Origin of the sequence: Chryseobacterium sp. 7 (assembly GCF_003663845.1) — a bacterium.
In the GTDB taxonomy this organism is placed as follows: domain Bacteria; phylum Bacteroidota; class Bacteroidia; order Flavobacteriales; family Weeksellaceae; genus Chryseobacterium.
Genome location: NZ_RCCA01000001.1, coordinates 338,197 through 357,963, shown reverse-complemented (window position 1 = coordinate 357,963; position 19,767 = coordinate 338,197). Strand labels below are relative to the sequence as shown.

Genomic DNA, 19,767 nt, shown 5'->3' with positions numbered 1-19,767 from the left:
GGATGAAAAAAATATTGTCAACACTGCTTTTCACCATAGGACTTTTGGTGACGGCTCAAGTAGGAATTAAAACAGATGCTCCAAAAGCAAGACTAGATGTGAACGGAGATACTAATTTCAGAAATAAAATTGGTGTTTTTAATACTGCTGATAACACTGTATTTCAAGGAAATAATGATCAGCTTCTGGTTTCCAGAGGAGAAGGTTTTCCTCCCATCTGGAAGTCGCTTCGAATTCCGGAATATGAACCTAATAAATTTTATCTGATTTACAACAACTCTTTTTCAGATAAAGTTGGAGCTACATTTACATCTTCCGACGACTCTACGGTAACTTTTGATTCAAGAGGAGCAACTTTTACCAAAGGAAAAACCCTTAGCAGCCTTCCGAATTTTAAAAAGATTGAAGGGCTTTCAAAAACGATCAGTGTATTCAGTACTCAAAGTAAGGCTTACTTTCAGTTTGAAACAGTGGTTCAGGCAGACTTCGGAGCGGTAGGTACAACGGGAGATACTTCGATAGATTATGCCTGCGGTATTTTTGTAGACGGTAAATTGGTAAACTTGAGACAAAGGAATTTAAAGGCAATTACTACTTCATATCCTTTTCTTACCCATACCCAAATCGGAATTGTGGATAATCTTGCTAAGGGAGATCACACTGTAGATGTTGCCTGCACTAGACTAGGCTCATATGGTGCTTCCAGCAATAAGCTTACAATTGGTATTAATGTGTATTCTAATATCAATGACTTTATTTCACAATCATCTCTGAAGGTAGATGTATACGAAGTTCCTGAAGTGTTTAACAGCATTATAAACTAAAGCAGATCATGAAAAAAATACTATTTGCAGCATCAATTTTTTTAACCATTAGTATAACCGCACAAGTGGGTATTAACACTCCTAATCCTACTAATACGTTAGATGTAAATGGAGATATGAATCTTAGAAAAGAGCTGAGAACAGGAGGTACAGATGTATTGAAAGGATCTGCCGGAACAGCCGGTGATATTCTTCATAATAATACGGATTTAAATTCCAATGACTGGAAAACAATAAAAATTGCTGACGGGCAGGGAAGTATGTCTGTATTTTCTATCAATACTGTTGCGGATAAAACAGGAGTTACTTTTTCTGGAACTAACGGATCTACTAACCCTTACAGTGATGGAGATCCCCTGAACGCGAATTGGTCTGTCCTGACAGGAACAATAGATAGCTTTTCCGTAACCAGCCAAACAAATAAAGCTACTTTTTCATTCCAGACAACAGTACAGAAAACAGGTGCCAATTCTGCCAGTTTTGCCTGTGGAGTGTTTGTAGATGATATGTTGAGAGCGGTAAGAACAGATGTATTGCTTGGTGATGCCGGAGCCTATAAAATTTTTAATCTAAATGCTACGCTTACGAATCTTATGCCTAAAAATGATTATAAAGTGAAGGTAGCCTGTACAAAAAGAGCAATTTCAGGATCTACGGTTGGAGTAGGAACAGCAGTGAATGCAACCTTCCTTAATAGTGATATGTCACAGTCTGTTTTAACAACATCTATATTACAACCTTATTAATTTTCATCATAATACAATAATTATAAATCTAGAAACGTTATGTTTTTAGATTTTTTTTGGTTATTAACTCTATTTCTTGTGAATTTGTTCATATAAATTGAAGTGTATTATGGAAAATTGAATTATATTTGGACAAGCTAAAAATATTCTATATGGTAAAAAACTATTTTCTTAAAATGTTTGCCGGTATTGCTTTTCTTGGGCTGCTGACAGCATGTAATACTACCTCAGATCCTACAGAATCTATCCCGAATCCGGATGATGGGCCGCCGCCTAAAAAGGTGTTGGCAAAGGTTACCTCTAATAATGTTTCTCAGGAAGAATACACTACATTGGCTGTAACCGGAGATTTGCAGGCTGCAGTATCTAAAGACGAATTTGCTTCCGGGAGTGCTTATTTTACAGGAACGGTAACGTATACCAACAAGAATATTACTAAAATTAAATATGTAAGCTCTGCAGCATCCAGCCTTGTTTATGAATTTAATATTGTTCCGGATGCTACAGGTAAAAAGATTTACAATGCCACTTCTACAGCCACAGGAGCCACTCCGTCTGTATCTGTGGTAAGTGACTATGCATTTACCTACGATCCCGTAACCAGTAAGCTTACTAAAATTCTTGAGAAAAGAAAAGAAGGAGGAATAAGCGCTTATAACAGATTTATAGATTATTCTTTTGTATACAACGGAAACAATGTTATTCAGGTAGTTTGTTCCAAAGGAATATTGGATATTAACGGAAATCCGAATATGGGAACAGCTGTAATAAGTAAATATAGCTTTCAAAACTATGATGCTCAGAAAAGCCCTTATTCTACGCTGCCATCAGTCTATTTCATTACACGAAGCCTGATCAGTCCGGTTAATTTCTACAAAATATCTCCGAACAATCCTACTTCAATGTTCATAGAGCTGCCATCACCGGCAACACCTGTTAATACGGCTCAAAGTTATTCTTATGATAATCAGGGTTATGTAGTTGTTGAGAAAAACCAGAACGTGACTTTTACCTATAAAAATTTATAGAAGAAGTATAGTCATTAATCTTACCAGAATATAAATAATAATACAATTTTTAGGCAAAAAAAAATTATATTTGTCAAAAAAATAATCAATTACAAGGAAATGAAACAAATTTTCTATTTTATTTTACTCATCGCAGGTTTTTCCTCAATACATTCCTGCAAGAATTTACAAGATGAGGATGGGAATCCACTGCTGGATCTTAACAATACCGGAGGACTAAGCGGCCCCAGAGCATTATACAGAGAAATTACAGATAAAGATACTATCGCAGAATATCAGTACAGCGGCCTTCTTGTGACTAAAGTAATCACAGACAGCGCTTCAATTACAAATATTATGTATAGCGGTGATAAAATCAGCCAGATTAATTTCAATGGTTTCCTGGATCTTGACGGGAACGGAAAGCTTGATAAAGACAGTGTATCTTACACCCAATTATTTACTTACGCCAATAACAGTAAGCTTCAGACAATTTCTGAAAACCGTTCTACCTTCAGAAGACCTCCACCTGTACCGCCTGCAACTACTCCGGGGCCACAGACGCTGCTTAAAAAAGAGAAAACTTCTTACAGAATAGTATACAGCAATTCTACAGGGAAACTGGATTCTATCATTATGAGAAACGGTCCGGATGTAGCAGGAGCTCCGCTTGTTTTTACAGACTATTCAAGAACAGGATATACCTATGTGGGAGATAACGTTTCTAAAGTAGTGAGATTTTACGGTACTATGTCAGGTGGTGCACCTGGCCCTGTTACAAACAAATACAGCTACGAATACTATGCATATGATGATCAGGTGAGCCCATTCACATTATTGCCGCATGTATATAAAATTTCAAGACTATTATCTACAGTAATTAATGATAAAGAAAGTCTTATTTTATCTCCAAACAATCCTAAGAGATGGTCTGTGACAGATCTTACGCCACCTATTCCAACTCCGATTGTGAAGAGTACCAATTACGTTTATGATCTTCAGACTTATATGACGAAAGGATATGGCGTTAATTACATCTATAAACCACAATAGAAGAATTTTTTTAACAATATTCAAACTCAATCTTTCCTAAGATTGAGTTTTTTATTTTTTATCCCTTAATTTTGCAAAAAATTTCTGATGAAATATTTAATTGTTGGGCTTGGTAACAAAGGCTCAGAATATGAAAATACACGACACAATATAGGCTTTAAAGTAGCCGAAAAAATAGCCGAAACTCTTGAAGTATCATTCAATACCTCCAACTTTGGGTGGCTGGCAGAAGGAAAACATAAAGGGAGAAAGGTTTTTGTTCTTAAGCCCGATACTTATATGAACCTTTCCGGAAATGCAGTGAAATACTGGATGCAGAAAGAAAATATTCCTTTGGAGAATGTACTGATTGTTACGGATGATCTTGCTCTTCCCTTCGGAACTTTAAGAATGAAAGGAAAAGGGTCTGATGCAGGTCATAATGGGCTTAAAAATATCAATGAAGTATTGCAGACTCAAAATTATGCAAGACTGCGTTTTGGTATCTCTGCGGATTTTTCTGCGGGGAGACAGGTAGATTATGTATTAGGAACCTGGAATGAAGAAGAATCAGAAAAGCTTACAGAAAGAATTGAAACCTTTTCTAAGGCCAGTCTTTCTTTCGTTTTTGCAGGTTTGAATAATACAATGTCTGCTTTTAACGGGAAATAGATAAACAGATAGTAGGTTCCAGGTGGAAGGTATCAGGGGAAACCCGAACTTTTATTGGTATAAACCATGTTACAAAATAAATGCCACCGAAATTCGATGGCATTTTCTGTAAATTATAATTGAAATTTAATGAGTTTAATTGCTTATAGCCATGTTACAACACCTGTTTCAACATCATAATTGGCTCCTACGATTTTAATTTTGCCTTCTGTTTCAAGGTTTTTAAGTGTAGAGCTTTGCTTACGGATGTCTTCAATGGCACTTCTTACGTTTTGCTGGTTAAGTCTTTCTAAAAGAGAACTGTTTTTTGAAGAACGCTCTTCGTTCTCCTCAATGATATCATTGATGATTGGGTTGAAGTGATTGATAAGGTGGTTTAGGTTATCCATTCCCATTCCTTCAATTTGTGCAGCGTCAAGACCTCCTTTCAATGCACCGCATTTTGTGTGTCCTAATACTACAATCAGTTTAGAACCGGCAACGTTACAACCGAATTCCATAGATCCAAGAATATCCTGATTAACAAAGTTACCCGCAATTCTGATACTGAAAACATCTCCTAATCCCTGGTCAAAGATAAGTTCTGCAGAAGTACGGCTGTCTATACAGCTTAAAACTACAGCAAACGGCCATTGCCCTTCACGGGTAGCATTCACTTGTTCAAGAAGGTCTCTGTTAGCTTTAAGGTTGTTTACAAATCTCTGGTTTCCTTCTTTTAAGAATTCTAATGCTTTCTCTGGAGTAATTGTTGACTGTGTTTCGTATGTATGTGCTTTCATATTTTATTTATTATTTTCGAATTTAAAGTTAAAAAAATTAATTGATGTTTGAGATTACATGGCTCTTTTATGAGTGACTAAAATGTGAGAATCCTCACTTCTTTCGTAATCTTTGTATGAAGTTTTAAAGCCCAGAAGTTCTACATTGATGTCCTGTTCTTTTGCGCGGATATTGGCAAAATCCTGAATCATTTCCAGTACATCTGTTGCAATGTAGGAAGTGTTCCTCGCATCAATGATAACGGTAGAGTTAGGCTTTATGTTTTTAAGTGTTTTTTTGATTGCTGCTTTATTTAAAAATGAAACTTCTTCAGCCAGTTTTATATTGATTCCGTCAGCATCATCCAGTCTTTCTCTGCTCAGATAATAAGCTCTTTTCATATTTCCCTGAAGAATATAGAAAACTGAGATGGCAAGGCCAATTCCTACTCCTTTTAATAAATCTGTTGCTACCACAGCTACTACCGTTGCTACGAATGGTATAAACTGGAATTTTCCTAAATGCCAGAAATGCTTGAATGTAGCCGGCTTTGCCAGTTTATATCCCACTAAAATTAATACCGCAGCCAAAGTAGCCAATGGAATTAAATTTAATACAACAGGAATGGAGAGTACACAGATCAATAAAAATACACCATGAATAATCGTTGACATTTTAGAGGTTGCCCCTGCATTAGCATTGGCAGAACTTCTTACTACTACAGATGTCATAGGAAGTCCGCCAATAAATGAACTGATAAGGTTTCCTATTCCTTGTGCTTTAAGTTCAAGATTGGTATCCGTGATTCTTCTCTGTCTGTCTAATCTGTCTGATGCTTCAATACAAAGCAATGTTTCAATAGAAGCTACAATAGCAATAGTAGCTCCTACGATCCATACTTTAAGGTTGGTAAAACCATTAAGATCTGGCGTTGTAATCAGATTTTTAAAATCATCAAACGTCTGAGGAACCGGTAATGAAACCAAGTGCTGAGTCTGAATAGCCAAAGAGCTTCCGGACATCTTAAAAAGTTGGTTCAAAAGGATGCTTATAATTACTGCTACCAAAGCCCCTGGAAGCATTTTCATCCTTTTCAGTACGTGGATTTTGTCCCATGCAATAAGAATGGCTACAGAAACCAAAGTAATAACAATAGCTCCCGGATGGATTGCTCCAAATAATTCTGTAAAATATCCGAAATTCAGGCCGTTGTCAAAGATAGATTCATGACCTTCATAATCCTTATCGAATCCTAATGCATGCGGAATCTGCTTTAAAATAATAATGATTCCTATGGCTGCAAGCATTCCCTCAATCACGTTATTCGGGAAATAGTTGGAAATACTTCCGGCTCTTACAAATCCTAAAACCAATTGAATAAGCCCTGCAATAATCCCTGCACAAAGGAAAAGCTCAAATGCGCCAAGATCTGTTATTGCGGTTAAAACAATTGCCGTAAGACCTGCTGCAGGCCCGGAAACTGAAATATTTGAATTGCTGATTGTTCCTACTACCAGGCCGCCTACAATACCGGAAATAATACCGGATAATGGGGGAGCACCTGATGCTAAAGCAATTCCTAAACACAACGGAAGTGCTACTAAAAATACCACGAGTCCTGAAGGAAAATTTTCCTTGATTCCTCCTATTAATGATGTCTTTTTCATAATGTGAAGCTGTAAGATATAACCGGCTTATTTGATTTAAAATAAGTCAATTATAAGAAGTTGAAAAAAAATTAATTTTAAATACATGGAGATCCTATATCACAAAATGATATGGAAATGGTATCAAAAAAATCTAATTATTAAGGCTTACGCTTCCGGAGGAGGAGAAAATATGGTAAGTAAGGGTGAAAGATGAAAAGAATCATCAATCAGTACAAAAGACACGCCCTGAACCTCTGGTTCAGAAAACTTCAGATAATCGAATACATCTAAAGGTTTAGGAATGGTCTTTTCGTAAACAATAAATGAGGACGGGTGAGAATGGGGTTCTTCTTCATTGATTATAATATTCGTTCTCGCAATATCCCAGCCCGCTACCGCAGCTATGCTTGGCAGCGCTGTAAAATTCAGAAAAAACGTTAATACTATAATACTCCAGAATTTCATTTTACATTCTTTTTTAGAAAAACTATTTAGTATTTCTGCTCATTACCCAATCAGAACCTGTAAGGTTGTAGATCTTTTGAATGTCTTTTAAGATTTTCTCAAAATCAATTTCAAGATCAATAATTTTACCTGTTCTAAGGTCAAATACCCAGCCGTGTACAACAGGACGCTCTTCCAGGATGTATCTTTCCTGTACACAAGCCATTTTAATAACGTTGATGCACTGCTCCTGAACATTAAGTTCTACAAGTCTGTCATAACGTTTGTTTTCGTCCTGAATAGAATCCAGCTCTGCCTGATGCAGTCTGTAAACATCACGAATATTTCTCAGCCATGGATTCAGTAATCCAAGATCCTGAGGCGTCATCGCTGCTTTTACCCCTCCGCAGTTGTAATGTCCGCACACAATAATGTGGTTTACTTTCAGATGTTCTACAGCATATTGTATAACGGCTGTGGAACTCATATCTAAAGTATTAACAACATTAGCAATGTTTCTGTGAACAAATACTTCTCCAGGCTTTGCTCCCATCAGTTCTTCTGCTGTCGCTCTGCTGTCCGAACATCCTATATAAAGAAATTCCGGATGCTGAGTTTTTGCAAGTTCCTGAAAGAAGTTGGGATCTTCAGCCACTTTAGACTCTACCCATTTTTTGTTGTTTTCGAAAATAACCTCGTACGATTGTGACATAATTTAAAATTTTTAAAAGTTTATAATTATTTATTTCGTTTAAATTATTTTCAAAATCAATAGACCAAATCAATAATTGTACAAAAATATACTTTTTGTTAAAGATTCAAACACTTTTAACAAAGTTTAATATTAAAATATGCTTAAAATCATATGTAATATTCCGAAATACTTTGTATAACAACTATTGGTTTCTCTATGGTAATCCAAACGTTTAAAAAAAACCAAGATAAAATTACGAAGTAAAAATTAAAATTTGAGATTTGTGAATTAAAATATTCTTAATTATTTGTCTGTTTTGAGACAGGGCTATAAAAAAACCGTCAGAGATTTCAAAAAAATGAATAATTTCAAGGTCAATTAATCTATTCACAGAATGTCTGAATTTGGGCTGCAATCTTTACCATCTGTATTTTATCTGGCGGGAGTTTTCATTGCCCTTTTTTCTTCTCTTTTAATTATAGGAAAGCGCAAAAAAATAAAGGCAGATTATGTATTGGCTGCATGGTTCCTGATGATAGGAATACATCTCATATTATTTATCCTGTTTTTTTCCGGAAGCTATGTGGCATTTCCTTATTTTCTGGGATTTGAAGTTATCTTTCCTTTTATTCACGGACCAATGCTGTATTTGTATGTTCTATGCGTTACAGGAAGAAATCCGGGGTTGAAGATAGGATTGTTACACTGTATTCCTGTTCTCCTGATCTGTCTGATGTTATCTCAACTTTTTTTAATGTCTCCATGGGATCGGCTTTCTGTTTACCAGGGCGGAAATAATAGGTTTAAGTTAGTAAGTAAAGTGATTAAATATCTCATGATTTTATCAGGAATAATATATGTTGGTTTAAGCCTTTTCTCGGTCAGAAGATATACAAAAGGTATATCCAGCCAATACTCCAATACAGAGAAAATGAATATGAGCTGGCTGTATTATCTGATTGCTGGGATCGCTTTGATATGGGTTGCTGTGATTATTAGAAATGATATCCTTATTTTTTCTCTGGTTGTTCTCTTTATTGTAGTGGCAGCTTACTTTGGGATCAGTCGTGTGGGGATCTTGAATTTACCGGTTATCACAGAATTGAAGGATGAACAGGTATTTGATAATGAGATTGTAAAATATCAGAAAAATTCTCCGGGAGATAAGGCTATACAATCTATTTATGAAAGGCTGGTGTATAAAATGGAACATGAAAAACTTTATAAAGATCCGGAACTTAACCTGAATACGATTGCTCAGCTATTGAATGTTCATCCTAATGTATTGTCTCAGGTCATTAATTCTGTAGAGCATAAAAACTTTTATGATTATATCAACAGGCAGCGTATTGAAGATTTTAAGCGAACCGTTGTTCTTCCGGAAAACCAAAAATATACAATTCTTTCATTAGCCCTTGAATGTGGTTTCAATTCCAAAACTTCTTTCAACAGAAATTTTAAAAAATATATGGATTGTTCACCAACGGAGTTTTTAAAGAGCCAAAGCATTCATATGGAATAACTTATTATTGTTATCTTAGATGATGGTATTGTAAGTGTTTTATTATTAGTGATTTATAAATAGGTTCCACCTTTCATTTTGGAACAGTTGAAGCTTTTGTAATGTTCATTTTTACAGAAAATTAAATTGACAATTATGAAAAAGTTACTGTCTGTAATAATGTGTGTACTGGCATTGCTTATTGGATTGTATCCTTTGATCTATGCTTTTGTAGAACATCAATATACCTTTCTGGGTTCTAAACCCTTAGAAGTACTTCATAACATCATTTGGAAATCTGCTTTTTTTACTCATATTATTTTCGGCGGATTTGCTCTTTTTATAGGATGGAGCCAGTTTAGCGTTTCATTCCGGAATAAAAATCTCAGAATTCATCGGATCATCGGAGGGCTGTATGTAATTTCAGTGGTTATAAGTTCTGTATCCGCTATTTATATGGGCTTTTATGCAAACGGAGGATTCATTTCAGCAGCAGGATTTATCTGTCTAGGACTCATCTGGCTGATGACGACTCTTGCTGCGGTTATGCAGATCAGAAAAGGAAACATCCCCAAACATGAACGGTTCATGACCTACAGCTATGCCTGTACGTTTGCCGCAGTGACGCTGAGATTATGGTTTCCCCTGCTGAAAATGGCTACAGGCGATGCCGAAAGCTCTTATATTGCAGTGGCGTGGCTGTGTTGGGTTCCTAATCTGTTCGTTGCTTATTATATTAATAGAAAAACAGCTATAATATAGACCGGGTAGATTTTACTCTGGCAGTTTATCATACTCCATACTGTTCATTTCTAAATTCAGGTACTTATTTCCTTCATTTTTATAATGCTGAGGAGCTTCCAGACCCATATATTTCATGATAAGCGGATAGATATAAGTGGTTTGTGTTCGCTTAGATTCATGTCCTGTAATTCTATAATTTGCGGGTACTTTATCGCCATACCAAACGAAAAACGGTACCTGTGTAGATTCTTTAGAGTCCACATGAAGCAGCTTGTTGCCTTGTATTTTAAGCCCGTGATCGGATGCGTAGATCACTACAGAATTTGTGTTTTTCAGCGTGCTGAAAATATTTTTGAAGACAGAATCAGTATATTTTATAGAACTGTCATAGCAGTCCATACCTTCAGAATTCCAGTTAGGAGGGATTCTGTTACATGGGTTAGGATGGCTTCCCATGATGTGAAGAACAATAAATTTATCTTCTTTCTTCTGAATCACATTTTTCAGTTCCGGAACAATAACTTCATCAAAACCGTTGATCCATTTTTTGTTTTTAGCCATAGAAGCAATTGCGGTAATTCCTTTGGCGCTTGCCTGTGTGCTTAGCCAGAAAGAATTGTATCCACTCTGATTGGCAAGATTGATGATATTGTAAGACAGTTTCTCATAGTGATATCTGAATTCATCCGGATGAATGCTGGAAAGGATCAAAGGAACGCTCAGGTTGGTAATACCTGCAGGAGAAACAGCATTGTCAAAAATCATCATATTTCCGGCCTGCTCATCTGTATAAGGAGTCGTTTTTTTATTATAGCCATACAAAGACATATTTTGTTTTCTTTCGGATTCTCCTATGATCAGGATCACATTTTCTATGCCTGGCTGTATTTTTTTGATGTTGAAAACCGGAATGTTCTTTTTAATTGCATTAATATCACTCTGGATATTTAATGCTGTATTGAAATCGGACAAGTGATAATATACATTCTTGATCATCTTTCCTCCGCCTTTATTGCTTATATAGGTGTGTTTTAAGTGATACCCAAATGGAAGAATAAGCCATAATAAAGCAATAATGATAAATTTAGCATCAAATTTTACAACATCTTTTTTAAGATAATTTACAGAGTACAGTAACATCCCCAGAAAAATGAAAAACAAAATACCCGGAAGAATAAACATATAAGACATGCTCATAGCTTCATCCGGATTAGATTCAAGAATACTGATGGCCATTCCTACATTAAACCCGGAATGATAAATAAGATAACAGGATGCCGATATCAGAAAGTTAAGGCTTAATAAAAAGCATAAGATAACAGCAATTACAGACGTAAATTTATTCTTAAAAAGAAGCGCGTTGAATACAAGAAAGGAGCAAAACATAGTTCCATACTCAAAAAAATTCCGGATACTGTCTAACTTTTCAGCCCCAAAAAGATTATCAAAGATATAAGGGAAGGAAAGAAGAAAACCTGTAAGATACAGTATGATGAGAAGAATGAGAATTATTTTTTTAAGCATATTTGTATTTATTTCTGCGCGGTTAAGATCAATTTTAAAAATAGTCTTTCTTTTTCTGGTAATCTGCTGAACATCAAATCATATGTTGCACGGAAAGAATTAATATCAGATAATAATTCTCAGAGATCAAAGATGTTGTATCAGCTCAAAAAGAAACTTTTGAAAGATAAATGGTTACAATTTCATGACGGAGAGCTATTTCTTTCCGTTTAGATTTTCGGTGATAACAGAAAATGTAACTTATAGAATTGATAGAGCAGGTGAATAATGGGAATAATAAGAAAGTGTATTTTTCATCAATAATTATTTTTAAAATTAGTAATAAGCCCGGGTTGTGTTTTTAAGATTATGTGATTTTTTTCAGAACAAGCTGCATTGAAGGATTGATGCTGTCCGTATTGTAAAAATATAAAATTTTTTACAAAAAAGGAAGATTGTGTTATTATTTTGCAATCAAACAATACATTGTTTGCAAATTTACATGAAATAACCGATGCGTGCAAGTAGAATTATTACTATAAGTAATAGATTTACTACACTTTACGGTTAATATAGTCCATTGTGGCATTGTCTGTAGGGATGATTTTGGCAGGATTTCCTATGACAACAGAATTGGCGGGAACATCAAAGTTGACATAAGAATTAGGAACAATCAATACATTGTTTCCAATTGTGATAGACCCTACAATAACGGCATTGGTGCCTATCCATACTTCATCACCAATAACCGGAGAACCTTCATTTTTTCCACGGTTTTGTTGTCCGATGGTCACTCCCTGTGCAATATTGCAGTTCTTGCCAATGATGGTTTTGGGGTTGATAACAAGGCTTCCCCAGTGTCCCAGGTAAAAGCCTGCCCCAATTTGGGTTTCCGGATAAATCTGAAATCCGTATTTGATCTGATAATGTCTCAGTACAATCCTCCAGAAAGTATTCAGGGCAGGTGTTTTCTGGTATTTCTGAGCCATCCTCAGTACATAGACAAAATGAAGATTAGGATTGATGCATTTTTTCCAGATCTGAAATGTGGAAAGCCATTTTCCGCTTTCCCTGTAAAAATCTTTTTGAATGATAGAATAATCAGCCATGGTCTATGTTTTTATACTTCATCAATTATTTTCTGAAGGTGCTCCACAGATTTCTCCAATACAAACGGAAGTTCTGTTTGCGAGATCTGTTTTTTGTATTCTTCGGTAATATTTTTATCCGTAAGAAACTTTTTCATTCCTTCATATATCCCTTCTTCGGAATTCTCGGTAATATTTCCCAGTTTTCCATTCTGGAGAAGATCTTTGATACCAGAAATATCTGTAGCAGAAATAGGCTTGTTCAGAATAAGTGCTTCGGCTATGATGGTAGGAAATCCTTCATGCCTTGAAGACATAATATAGAAATCTGCCTTTTTCATATATGGGTAAGGATTGCTGCTGAAACCAAGCATCTTTGCGGTATCCTGAAGCCCAAGTGTATTAAGCTGGTTCTGAATGTTATCAAAGTCATAGCCGTCACCAATGATCAGGAGCTGATGTTTTAATCCTTCATCAATAAGCTTTTTATGAACATTCAGTAATCTGTCGTAGCCTTTTTGGGGATATACAGTTCCTACCGTTACAAAAGTAGGAAGATCACTTTTGAAAGGATAATCATTGATTTCAATATCTGCCTTTCTTAGCGTATCATTCTTATCAATCGGATTGAAAATTTTAATGACGGAAGCTTTCTCCGCTTCGTTTTTTGCGAGTTTGTACATTCCTTCCTGTAATTTATTAGAGATCACAAGAATTTTGTCAAACTTAAAAAACTGTCGAATGACTTCGGGAGTATATTCTTTCAAATTGAAAATATCATTCTGTACCCAAATGATTTTTTTAGAATCTTTTTGCGGGCTGGATAGTATTTCCTGATGCATTGCATGGATGGCTGCAATCTCTACATCATATTTTTTATTTTTTAAAACAAATTTGTAAAGCAGGGAAGGGAACCAAAGAAACATTTTCTGATAAAGAACCCTGTAAGCTTTTACAGGAATATCCTGAGGCCTGTTGGTGGTTATCATTTCTCCCTTCGTTAGGTAATATAAAGTAACCCATGACGGAACCTCTTTTATATAAAGTCCGGAATAAAGATTGACCAGCAGGTCGACCTCATATTTGTCAGAAGGAAGATGTTTCAGAAAGTTGACTAATACCTTTTCGGCACCACCGTGACGTAATGAGCCTATGCGAATGAGGAGTTTTTTCTTTTTCAAATTTGTTTTTTTCTGTGTTATACTTACAAAGGCAAATTTATTTAATTTTTCTCGCTTTCTTGTACTTATGAGGTAGATTTTCTTTGATATAGGCATCGAGTTTCTTTCTGTCTTTCTCAAGTTCGCGAGGATATTCCGGATTATTTTTTAATACAATATCTCCGTAATCCTCAATAGTACACAAAAATTGAGCCGGATTTCCGATAAACACGGTATTGGGAGGCATAGATTGTGACAATACAGAATTGGCTCCTAAAATACAGTTGTCGCCAATTTGTACATCCTGCATAATAACAGCGTTAAGACCAATGGTGCAGTTGTTCCCTATTTTTATTCTTCCAAGAATTCTTGCGTCTTCATATCCGGGAAGTTTTCTAAGAAGAGTAGTAGTTCCCCCATGATTCACAAACCTTACATCCCCGGCAATATTCACGTTATCACCAATTTCTATGAGATAGGGTTCGGTGCCAAAGTATATTTTATCGGGCATATTGAAATTCTTCCCGACCTTCATCCCTCTGTATTTTGCCACTTCAAGGCTGCCTTTATTTAAAAAAGAATGATAGAGAGAGTGTATTTTTAAGAAAATTCTAAATATAAAAATCATCACAGGTGTATCTTTGTTTTCGTTATTTTTGCAAAGAAAATGAATTTATTAATATGATGAAAATTTCAAAAATAGAATATTACCTTCCGCAGCAAGTACTGACTAATGAGGATCTTGAAAAACTGTTCCCGGAATGGAGTTCCGAACGGATCCAGGAAAAAGTAGGTATTTCCCAGCGTCATATATCGTCGGATAATGAAACGGTATTGGATATGGCTGTACAATCTTCGGAAAGAATTTTTGAAAACTATGACCGGAATAAAATTGATTTTATTTTGTTCTGTACTCAAAGCCCTGAATATTTTCTGCCTACAACGGCCTGTATTTTGCAGGATCGACTGGGGCTTAGAAAAAATATCGGAGCTATAGATTTTAATCTTGGCTGTTCAGGATTTGTATATGGACTGGCTTTTGCAAAAGGATTGATTTCTGCAGGCATTGCAAAGAGTATTCTCCTGGTGACTTCAGAAACCTATAGCAAACATATTCATCCTGATGATAAAGGAAACCGAAGCATATTCGGGGATGCTTCTGCTTCTGCAATTATTGAAAAAGCTGATGGCAATGATTATCAGTTTTGCCTCGGAACAGACGGCAGTGGTGCAGAAAATCTTATTGTAAAGGAAGGTGCCTTTAAAAAAGATTTTGAGCTGAATCCGGAACATGAATTCAGTCCTGAAAATATTTATATGAATGGTCCCGAGATTTTTAATTTTACCATTGAAAATATCCCGGGATTAGTAAAAGAAACACTGGAAGTAAACGGAATGACGATGGATGATATTGACCATTTTGTCTTTCACCAGGCTAATTCTTTTATGCTGAATTATTTAAGAAAGAAAACAAAAATTCCGGCAGAAAAGTTCTATATTGATATGGAAAAGACGGGTAATACCGTTTCTGCAACCATTCCTATTGCTCTTAAAAATATGATGGATAAAGGAATGTTGAAAGAAGGAGACAAGGTTTTAATGGCTGGTTTTGGAGTAGGATACTCATGGGGAGCTACCATTATGGAAATTTAAAATAACAAACATTATAAAATTATACAATATGAAAACATCCGTTTTTTTAGAAAAACTACAAGAAGAGCTGGAGGAAGACGATACATTAACTACTGATACGAATTTAAAATCTCTGGAAAGCTATGATTCTATCAGCCTGCTTTCTGTTATTGCATTTGTAGACGAAAATTTTAGCAAAAAAATTGATACAAAGCATTTTAAAGATATTGAAACTGTTTCAGACCTAATGAATGTTATAGGAAAAGAAAATTTTGAAGATTAATGGATGCTTTCTCATTAAAAAATAAAATTATTCTCATTACAGGGGCTTCTTCCGGAATCGGGAGAAGCTTTTTTTGTCAGAAATCATAAAAAAGCATCCGCTGGGAATAGGTGATCCTAAAGATGTCGCGAATGCTTGTGTTTTTTTACTGTCTGATGCTTCAAGATGGGTTACGGGAACCAATGTTATGATTGACGGAGGGTATTCCGCCCAATAGCTTATTGTTTGTGCAGTGTTTCTATAATATTTTCTACACTGTCAAATATTTTCTTATTGTCAAACTGACTTTCAATATTTTTGAGATTTTCTCTGATATGAAGAACAAGAGCAGGATCTGTAAGGAATGCTTTTATTCCTTTATACATCTCATCTACATCATAACTGATGAGGTATCCTGTTTCTTTGTCTTTGATCATCAATCCCACATCACCTACATTGGTAGCAACAATAGGCTTCTGGAGAATCAATGCTTCGGCAATCACCAATGGCCATGCTTCAGATTCTGACGGAAGAACAAAATAATCCGCTTTTTTGATATAAGGATAAGGGTTCATCTGATTTCCTACCAGGATAAATGTCTTATCTACATTATTGGCAGCAGCCTGTTCCTTAAGGTTTTTCATTTCACCGCCATCACCTATCACAACAATGCTGTGGTGGAAGCCATCATTGATAAGCCTTGTATGCGCTTCAATAAGTTTATGATATCCTTTTCTGGAATGAAGTCTTCCAATGGAAACAAAAACAGGTCCTTCAGGGAAATTGTCAAGCTTTTCTTCTGCCTTACGCTTAATTTCTTCAATAGGAATTGGATTGATGATCACGCTTTCAGCCGGATAATTCAGATCCGGATAATATTCATGCATCATATCTTTAATCTTATGAGAGCAATACACCATATGATCAAACTGAGGAAAACTCTTTAAGATATTCGGAACCAAAGGCTGGAACTGAGGAACATTGATCTCAGAGTGAAACCATCCGATTTTTTTTGAATGGGTATGAGTGGAATTCAGGATCGCATCATAATCCCTGTAATCCATCCCGATTTCTATATCAAAAGTATCATTGATAAGTCGGTCTGCAATGGCCGGGTTATTTTTCAGTTTTCTCAGCTTCAATCTTCTTTTAACGAGCTGGAGTTTCTGTAAAATAGAATTAGTGGAAAAATCTTCTTTTCCATCCGTAAGATATATTTTTCTGATGTGTTTCGGAAGTTCGTCACGTAATTTTCCTTGGTTGAGGGTAAGACACACCGTTATTTCAAATTTGTCAGGGTTGAGGTTGTTAAGAAGGCTCAACAATACTTTTTCTACCCCTCCCATTTCCATGGAACGATGTCTGAATAAGATTTTTATTTTTTTTTCTAACATTATCCGAAGATTGATTGTAAAGTAATTTTAATTTTTTTCATAATACGGAAAGGCAGCTGATGCTGATATTGCAGCAGTTCAAAGATCTCATCCGCTCCTGTATAATGAGCAGGAACTTTTTGACCGTTGATGGTGGTGAGACCTCTTCGCTTCATTGTGTTGAAAATCACCTGAGCAAAATAGTCATGCGATTTCTTTTTATTATCATTCTGGGAAATCCCTCCCTGATGTGTTCTGTAAAGATAATTGGTATCATTAATAAACTGAACTTTCCCTTTCTCATACATTTTAAGATATAAATCCTGATCTTCCCCGATTTTTAAATCGGGATTCATTTTTTCGGTCTGCTCATAAACTGCTTTTCGGAAACTCACGAAATGAGCAATCTGAATCGGGAAATTAAAAAAATATGGATCACCATTCGGTACCTGCATAGCAGATCTGAACGGGGCAATAGGCTTCAGGTTCTGATCACATGTCATAAACCGGGAATAAGTAAGAACGGTATCTTTTTTAGCCTGAAAGATTTCCATACATTTTTGAATGGCTGTAGGGTTGATGGCATCATCGGGATCCAGGAACCCACAAATGTCTCCTTCTGCCAGTTCGATCAGTTTGCTTTTTGTAACTCCTACACCGGAATTCTTTTCATTTTCAAAAAATTTAAACCTTTTATCATTTGAAATGATTTCCTGGACCATTTTCTTTTCGCTTTCAGATGAAGCATCGTCTAAAATGATAGCTTCCCAATTTGTATAGGTTTGCTGAAGGATACTTTCAAAACATTCTTTGAAAAAAAGGGCGTTGTTATAATGGGCAATAAGAATAGAAAACTTCATTAATGTTCCTTGAATATTAGATCTTGACGATTGATTACAGTTGTATTAGCCGGAATATCTTTATGAATGGTACATCCTGCACCAATAATGCAGTTATCTCCTATGGTAACTCCTTTTAAGACCGTTACATTACTTCCCAGCCAGCAATTGCTTCCGATTTTGATAGGAGCGGTAGTAAATTCAGAGGAAAACAGTTTAAATTCCGGGTGAGACTGGTAGGCGTGGTTGTGGTCATACAGCTTTACATTTTCCCCGAATAAAGTATTGTCACCTATAGAAATGCTGTCCAGACAGTTGATGGAACAGAAGTTATTCATAAAAAAGTTATTCCCGATTTCTAATGTGGCATTTTTCTCCACAAGAATGTGTACATAGTTTCTGAAGCTTACAGAACTACCAATTGTAACTTTTTTTAGATTTTCATGCAGAGCAAAATGATCACTTATCCCAAGCCTTATCCCCTTAAAAGAAACATGAGGGTGTTTTTTGAGACGAGAAATCTGGCTCCTACGTTGAATTTTTGCTAAAATTTCATCAAGCATACCTAAATTTATTTTTCACATTTGTAGTTGACAAAGATACTTCGTTTTGCATAAATTATAATAATAAATCTTATTTTTGTGCCTTAAAATTAACACTTTATATGAAATAAAACAGGCTTTTAGCATTGATATGGCCATGTTTTAATAAAGTAAAGCATTTTGCAATTCTGTGAAAATAAGTCAGATTACATTTACCCGGTTTGTTGCCGCCATGGCAATTGTAATTTCCCATTTCAACAAAGATCTGTTTTTATATAAGATAGATTATATTTCCAATCTGTTTCTGAGGGCGAATGTAGGGGTAAGCTATTTCTTTATTCTTTCGGGATTTATTATGATTATTGCATACCACAAAAAAGATAAAATAGATTATCTGGAGTTTTATAAAAACAGATTTGCCAGGATTTATCCGCTTTATATACTGGGGCTTCTGCTGTACTTCATGACGAGGTATGAGATGTTCGATTGGTATAAACTGGTTTTATACGGGTTGGGAATTCAAAGCTGGATACCGGGAGAAGCCATGATTCTGAATTTTCCGGGGTGGTCTATTTCTGTAGAATTTTTCTTCTATCTGCTTTTTCCATTACTGTATAATTATTTTTATGCTAAGAAAAATAAAACGATTTGGGTATTTGCCATTGGTCTTTGGCTGATTACTCAGGTATTTTCGAACTTATATCCTGTATATGGTGCTTATGAAGGGCCACACACGAAAAGCCATGAGTTTTTGTATTATTTTCCTTTCTGGCATCTTAATGAATTTATGATCGGGAATCTGGCAGGGATATTTTTCGTTAGAAACTACAGACAGAAGAATTACGACCGTCAGGTTATTTTTCTTTTTTTCCTGATTCTTGTATCACTGATGTTTGTTCCACTTTTCTACCATAATGGTTTGATGGCTCTGCTTTTTGTTCCTGCTATTATGATGATTTCGGCTAATAATGGAAGAGTAAGTAAATTCTTTTCACTAAAACCGCTGGAATATCTGGGAGAAATAAGTTACGGGATCTACATCACTCATATTCCGGTTCTTTATCTGGTAAGAGAATTTTTAAAGTGGCAACAGTATACCTTCAATATTGATATTGTATTTATAATTTACATTATTATAATGCTGTTCAGTTCAGCAATTTTCTACCAGTTTATTGAAAAACCGATGCGTGACCTTTTAAGAAAAATTCATTTTGTAAAGCGTTAAAAATTAACGTCCGTCTATAAAACTAAATGTTTAGTTTTATAGACGGACGAGATATTAATCTTTAGAATTTG

Annotated in this window: 22 protein-coding genes; 11 read left to right on the top strand and 11 right to left on the bottom strand. The window is 35.5% G+C overall.

Annotation, left to right across the window (positions count from 1 at the left end):
* Positions 1 to 2 precede the first annotated feature (2 nt).
* The 5 genes from CLU97_RS01720 (at position 3) to pth (ending at position 4,281) form a co-directional block, all read left to right on the top strand.
* Positions 3 to 824, top strand: coding sequence for a hypothetical protein (locus tag CLU97_RS01720; RefSeq protein ID WP_121486412.1), 822 nt, complete (start codon positions 3 to 5; stop codon positions 822 to 824).
* Positions 825 to 832: 8 nt separating this feature from the next.
* On the top strand, positions 833 to 1,570 hold the full coding sequence (locus CLU97_RS01715; RefSeq protein ID WP_121486411.1) for a hypothetical protein: 738 nt from the start codon (positions 833 to 835) through the stop codon (positions 1,568 to 1,570).
* A gap of 152 nt (positions 1,571 to 1,722) precedes the next feature.
* Complete coding sequence (locus CLU97_RS01710) at positions 1,723 to 2,598, top strand: hypothetical protein (protein WP_121486410.1); 876 nt, start codon at positions 1,723 to 1,725, stop codon at positions 2,596 to 2,598.
* Between the two features lie 99 nt (positions 2,599 to 2,697).
* The gene (locus tag CLU97_RS01705; protein WP_121486409.1) at positions 2,698 to 3,630 is read left to right on the top strand and encodes a hypothetical protein; all 933 of its coding nucleotides are present in this window, start codon (positions 2,698 to 2,700) and stop codon (positions 3,628 to 3,630) included.
* Positions 3,631 to 3,717: 87 nt separating this feature from the next.
* On the top strand, positions 3,718 to 4,281 hold the full coding sequence (gene pth / locus CLU97_RS01700; RefSeq protein WP_121486408.1) for an aminoacyl-tRNA hydrolase: 564 nt from the start codon (positions 3,718 to 3,720) through the stop codon (positions 4,279 to 4,281).
* A 143-nt stretch (positions 4,282 to 4,424) separates the two neighbouring features.
* On the opposite strand, the gene CLU97_RS01695 is transcribed toward pth, so the two are convergent.
* The 4 genes from CLU97_RS01695 to CLU97_RS01680 form a co-directional block, all read right to left on the bottom strand.
* Entirely contained in the window at positions 4,425 to 5,060 is a 636-nt protein-coding gene (locus CLU97_RS01695) for a carbonic anhydrase (RefSeq protein ID WP_121486407.1), read from the bottom strand.
* A 54-nt stretch (positions 5,061 to 5,114) separates the two neighbouring features.
* Positions 5,115 to 6,707, bottom strand: coding sequence for a SulP family inorganic anion transporter (locus tag CLU97_RS01690; protein WP_121486406.1), 1,593 nt, complete (start codon positions 6,705 to 6,707; stop codon positions 5,115 to 5,117).
* Between the two features lie 147 nt (positions 6,708 to 6,854).
* On the bottom strand, positions 6,855 to 7,154 hold the full coding sequence (locus CLU97_RS01685; RefSeq protein ID WP_121486405.1) for a hypothetical protein: 300 nt from the start codon (positions 7,152 to 7,154) through the stop codon (positions 6,855 to 6,857).
* Positions 7,155 to 7,176: 22 nt separating this feature from the next.
* Positions 7,177 to 7,845: a carbonic anhydrase gene (locus CLU97_RS01680; protein WP_121486404.1), complete on the bottom strand. Its 669-nt coding sequence runs from the start codon at positions 7,843 to 7,845 to the stop codon at positions 7,177 to 7,179.
* Between the two features lie 376 nt (positions 7,846 to 8,221).
* Between CLU97_RS01680 and CLU97_RS01675 the strand changes: the two genes are divergently transcribed.
* A complete protein-coding gene (locus CLU97_RS01675; protein ID WP_121486403.1) occupies positions 8,222 to 9,349 on the top strand; it encodes an AraC family transcriptional regulator in 1,128 nt (375 codons plus the stop codon).
* A gap of 135 nt (positions 9,350 to 9,484) precedes the next feature.
* Positions 9,485 to 10,090, top strand: a complete 606-nt coding sequence (locus tag CLU97_RS01670) for a DUF2306 domain-containing protein (RefSeq protein ID WP_183084497.1) — start codon at positions 9,485 to 9,487, stop codon at positions 10,088 to 10,090.
* A 12-nt stretch (positions 10,091 to 10,102) separates the two neighbouring features.
* Here the strand turns inward: CLU97_RS01670 and CLU97_RS01665 are convergent, their stop codons facing one another.
* The 4 genes from CLU97_RS01665 to CLU97_RS01650 all read right to left on the bottom strand — a co-directional run bounded on the left by CLU97_RS01665 (position 10,103) and on the right by CLU97_RS01650 (position 14,451).
* The gene (locus CLU97_RS01665) at positions 10,103 to 11,596 is read right to left on the bottom strand and encodes a phosphoethanolamine transferase (protein WP_121486402.1); all 1,494 of its coding nucleotides are present in this window, start codon (positions 11,594 to 11,596) and stop codon (positions 10,103 to 10,105) included.
* 533 nt (positions 11,597 to 12,129) lie between these two features.
* Positions 12,130 to 12,684: a serine O-acetyltransferase gene (locus CLU97_RS01660; protein WP_121486401.1), complete on the bottom strand. Its 555-nt coding sequence runs from the start codon at positions 12,682 to 12,684 to the stop codon at positions 12,130 to 12,132.
* Positions 12,685 to 12,695: 11 nt separating this feature from the next.
* Positions 12,696 to 13,844, bottom strand: a complete 1,149-nt coding sequence (locus CLU97_RS01655) for a glycosyltransferase (protein ID WP_121489622.1) — start codon at positions 13,842 to 13,844, stop codon at positions 12,696 to 12,698.
* Positions 13,845 to 13,881: 37 nt separating this feature from the next.
* Positions 13,882 to 14,451 carry an acyltransferase gene (locus CLU97_RS01650; protein ID WP_121486400.1) on the bottom strand — a complete coding sequence of 190 codons (570 nt, stop codon included), beginning with the start codon at positions 14,449 to 14,451 and terminating at the stop codon, positions 13,882 to 13,884.
* Between the two features lie 53 nt (positions 14,452 to 14,504).
* On the opposite strand from CLU97_RS01650, the gene CLU97_RS01645 reads away from it, so the two are divergent.
* The 3 genes from CLU97_RS01645 (at position 14,505) to CLU97_RS01630 (ending at position 15,955) form a co-directional block, all read left to right on the top strand.
* Positions 14,505 to 15,476, top strand: coding sequence for a 3-oxoacyl-ACP synthase III family protein (locus CLU97_RS01645; protein ID WP_121486399.1), 972 nt, complete (start codon positions 14,505 to 14,507; stop codon positions 15,474 to 15,476).
* Between the two features lie 28 nt (positions 15,477 to 15,504).
* Positions 15,505 to 15,738 (top strand): phosphopantetheine-binding protein, encoded by a 234-nt coding sequence (locus tag CLU97_RS01640; RefSeq protein WP_121486398.1) that lies wholly within the window; start codon positions 15,505 to 15,507, stop codon positions 15,736 to 15,738.
* A 73-nt stretch (positions 15,739 to 15,811) separates the two neighbouring features.
* On the top strand, positions 15,812 to 15,955 hold the full coding sequence (locus CLU97_RS01630) for an SDR family oxidoreductase (RefSeq protein WP_228437457.1): 144 nt from the start codon (positions 15,812 to 15,814) through the stop codon (positions 15,953 to 15,955).
* A 1-nt stretch (position 15,956) separates the two neighbouring features.
* Here the strand turns inward: CLU97_RS01630 and CLU97_RS01625 are convergent, their stop codons facing one another.
* The 3 genes from CLU97_RS01625 to CLU97_RS01615 are packed head-to-tail and all read right to left on the bottom strand — an operon-like array spanning position 15,957 to position 18,492.
* On the bottom strand, positions 15,957 to 17,111 hold the full coding sequence (locus tag CLU97_RS01625; protein WP_121486396.1) for a glycosyltransferase: 1,155 nt from the start codon (positions 17,109 to 17,111) through the stop codon (positions 15,957 to 15,959).
* Entirely contained in the window at positions 17,111 to 17,950 is an 840-nt protein-coding gene (locus CLU97_RS01620) for a glycosyltransferase family 2 protein (RefSeq protein ID WP_121486395.1), read from the bottom strand. The genes CLU97_RS01625 and CLU97_RS01620 overlap by 1 nt, the downstream gene beginning before the upstream one ends.
* Positions 17,950 to 18,492, bottom strand: coding sequence for an acyltransferase (locus CLU97_RS01615; RefSeq protein ID WP_121486394.1), 543 nt, complete (start codon positions 18,490 to 18,492; stop codon positions 17,950 to 17,952). Before CLU97_RS01615 ends, CLU97_RS01620 begins: the two co-directional genes overlap by 1 nt.
* A gap of 169 nt (positions 18,493 to 18,661) precedes the next feature.
* On the opposite strand from CLU97_RS01615, the gene CLU97_RS01610 reads away from it, so the two are divergent.
* Positions 18,662 to 19,696: an acyltransferase family protein gene (locus CLU97_RS01610; RefSeq protein WP_121486393.1), complete on the top strand. Its 1,035-nt coding sequence runs from the start codon at positions 18,662 to 18,664 to the stop codon at positions 19,694 to 19,696.
* Positions 19,697 to 19,767 lie beyond the last annotated feature (71 nt).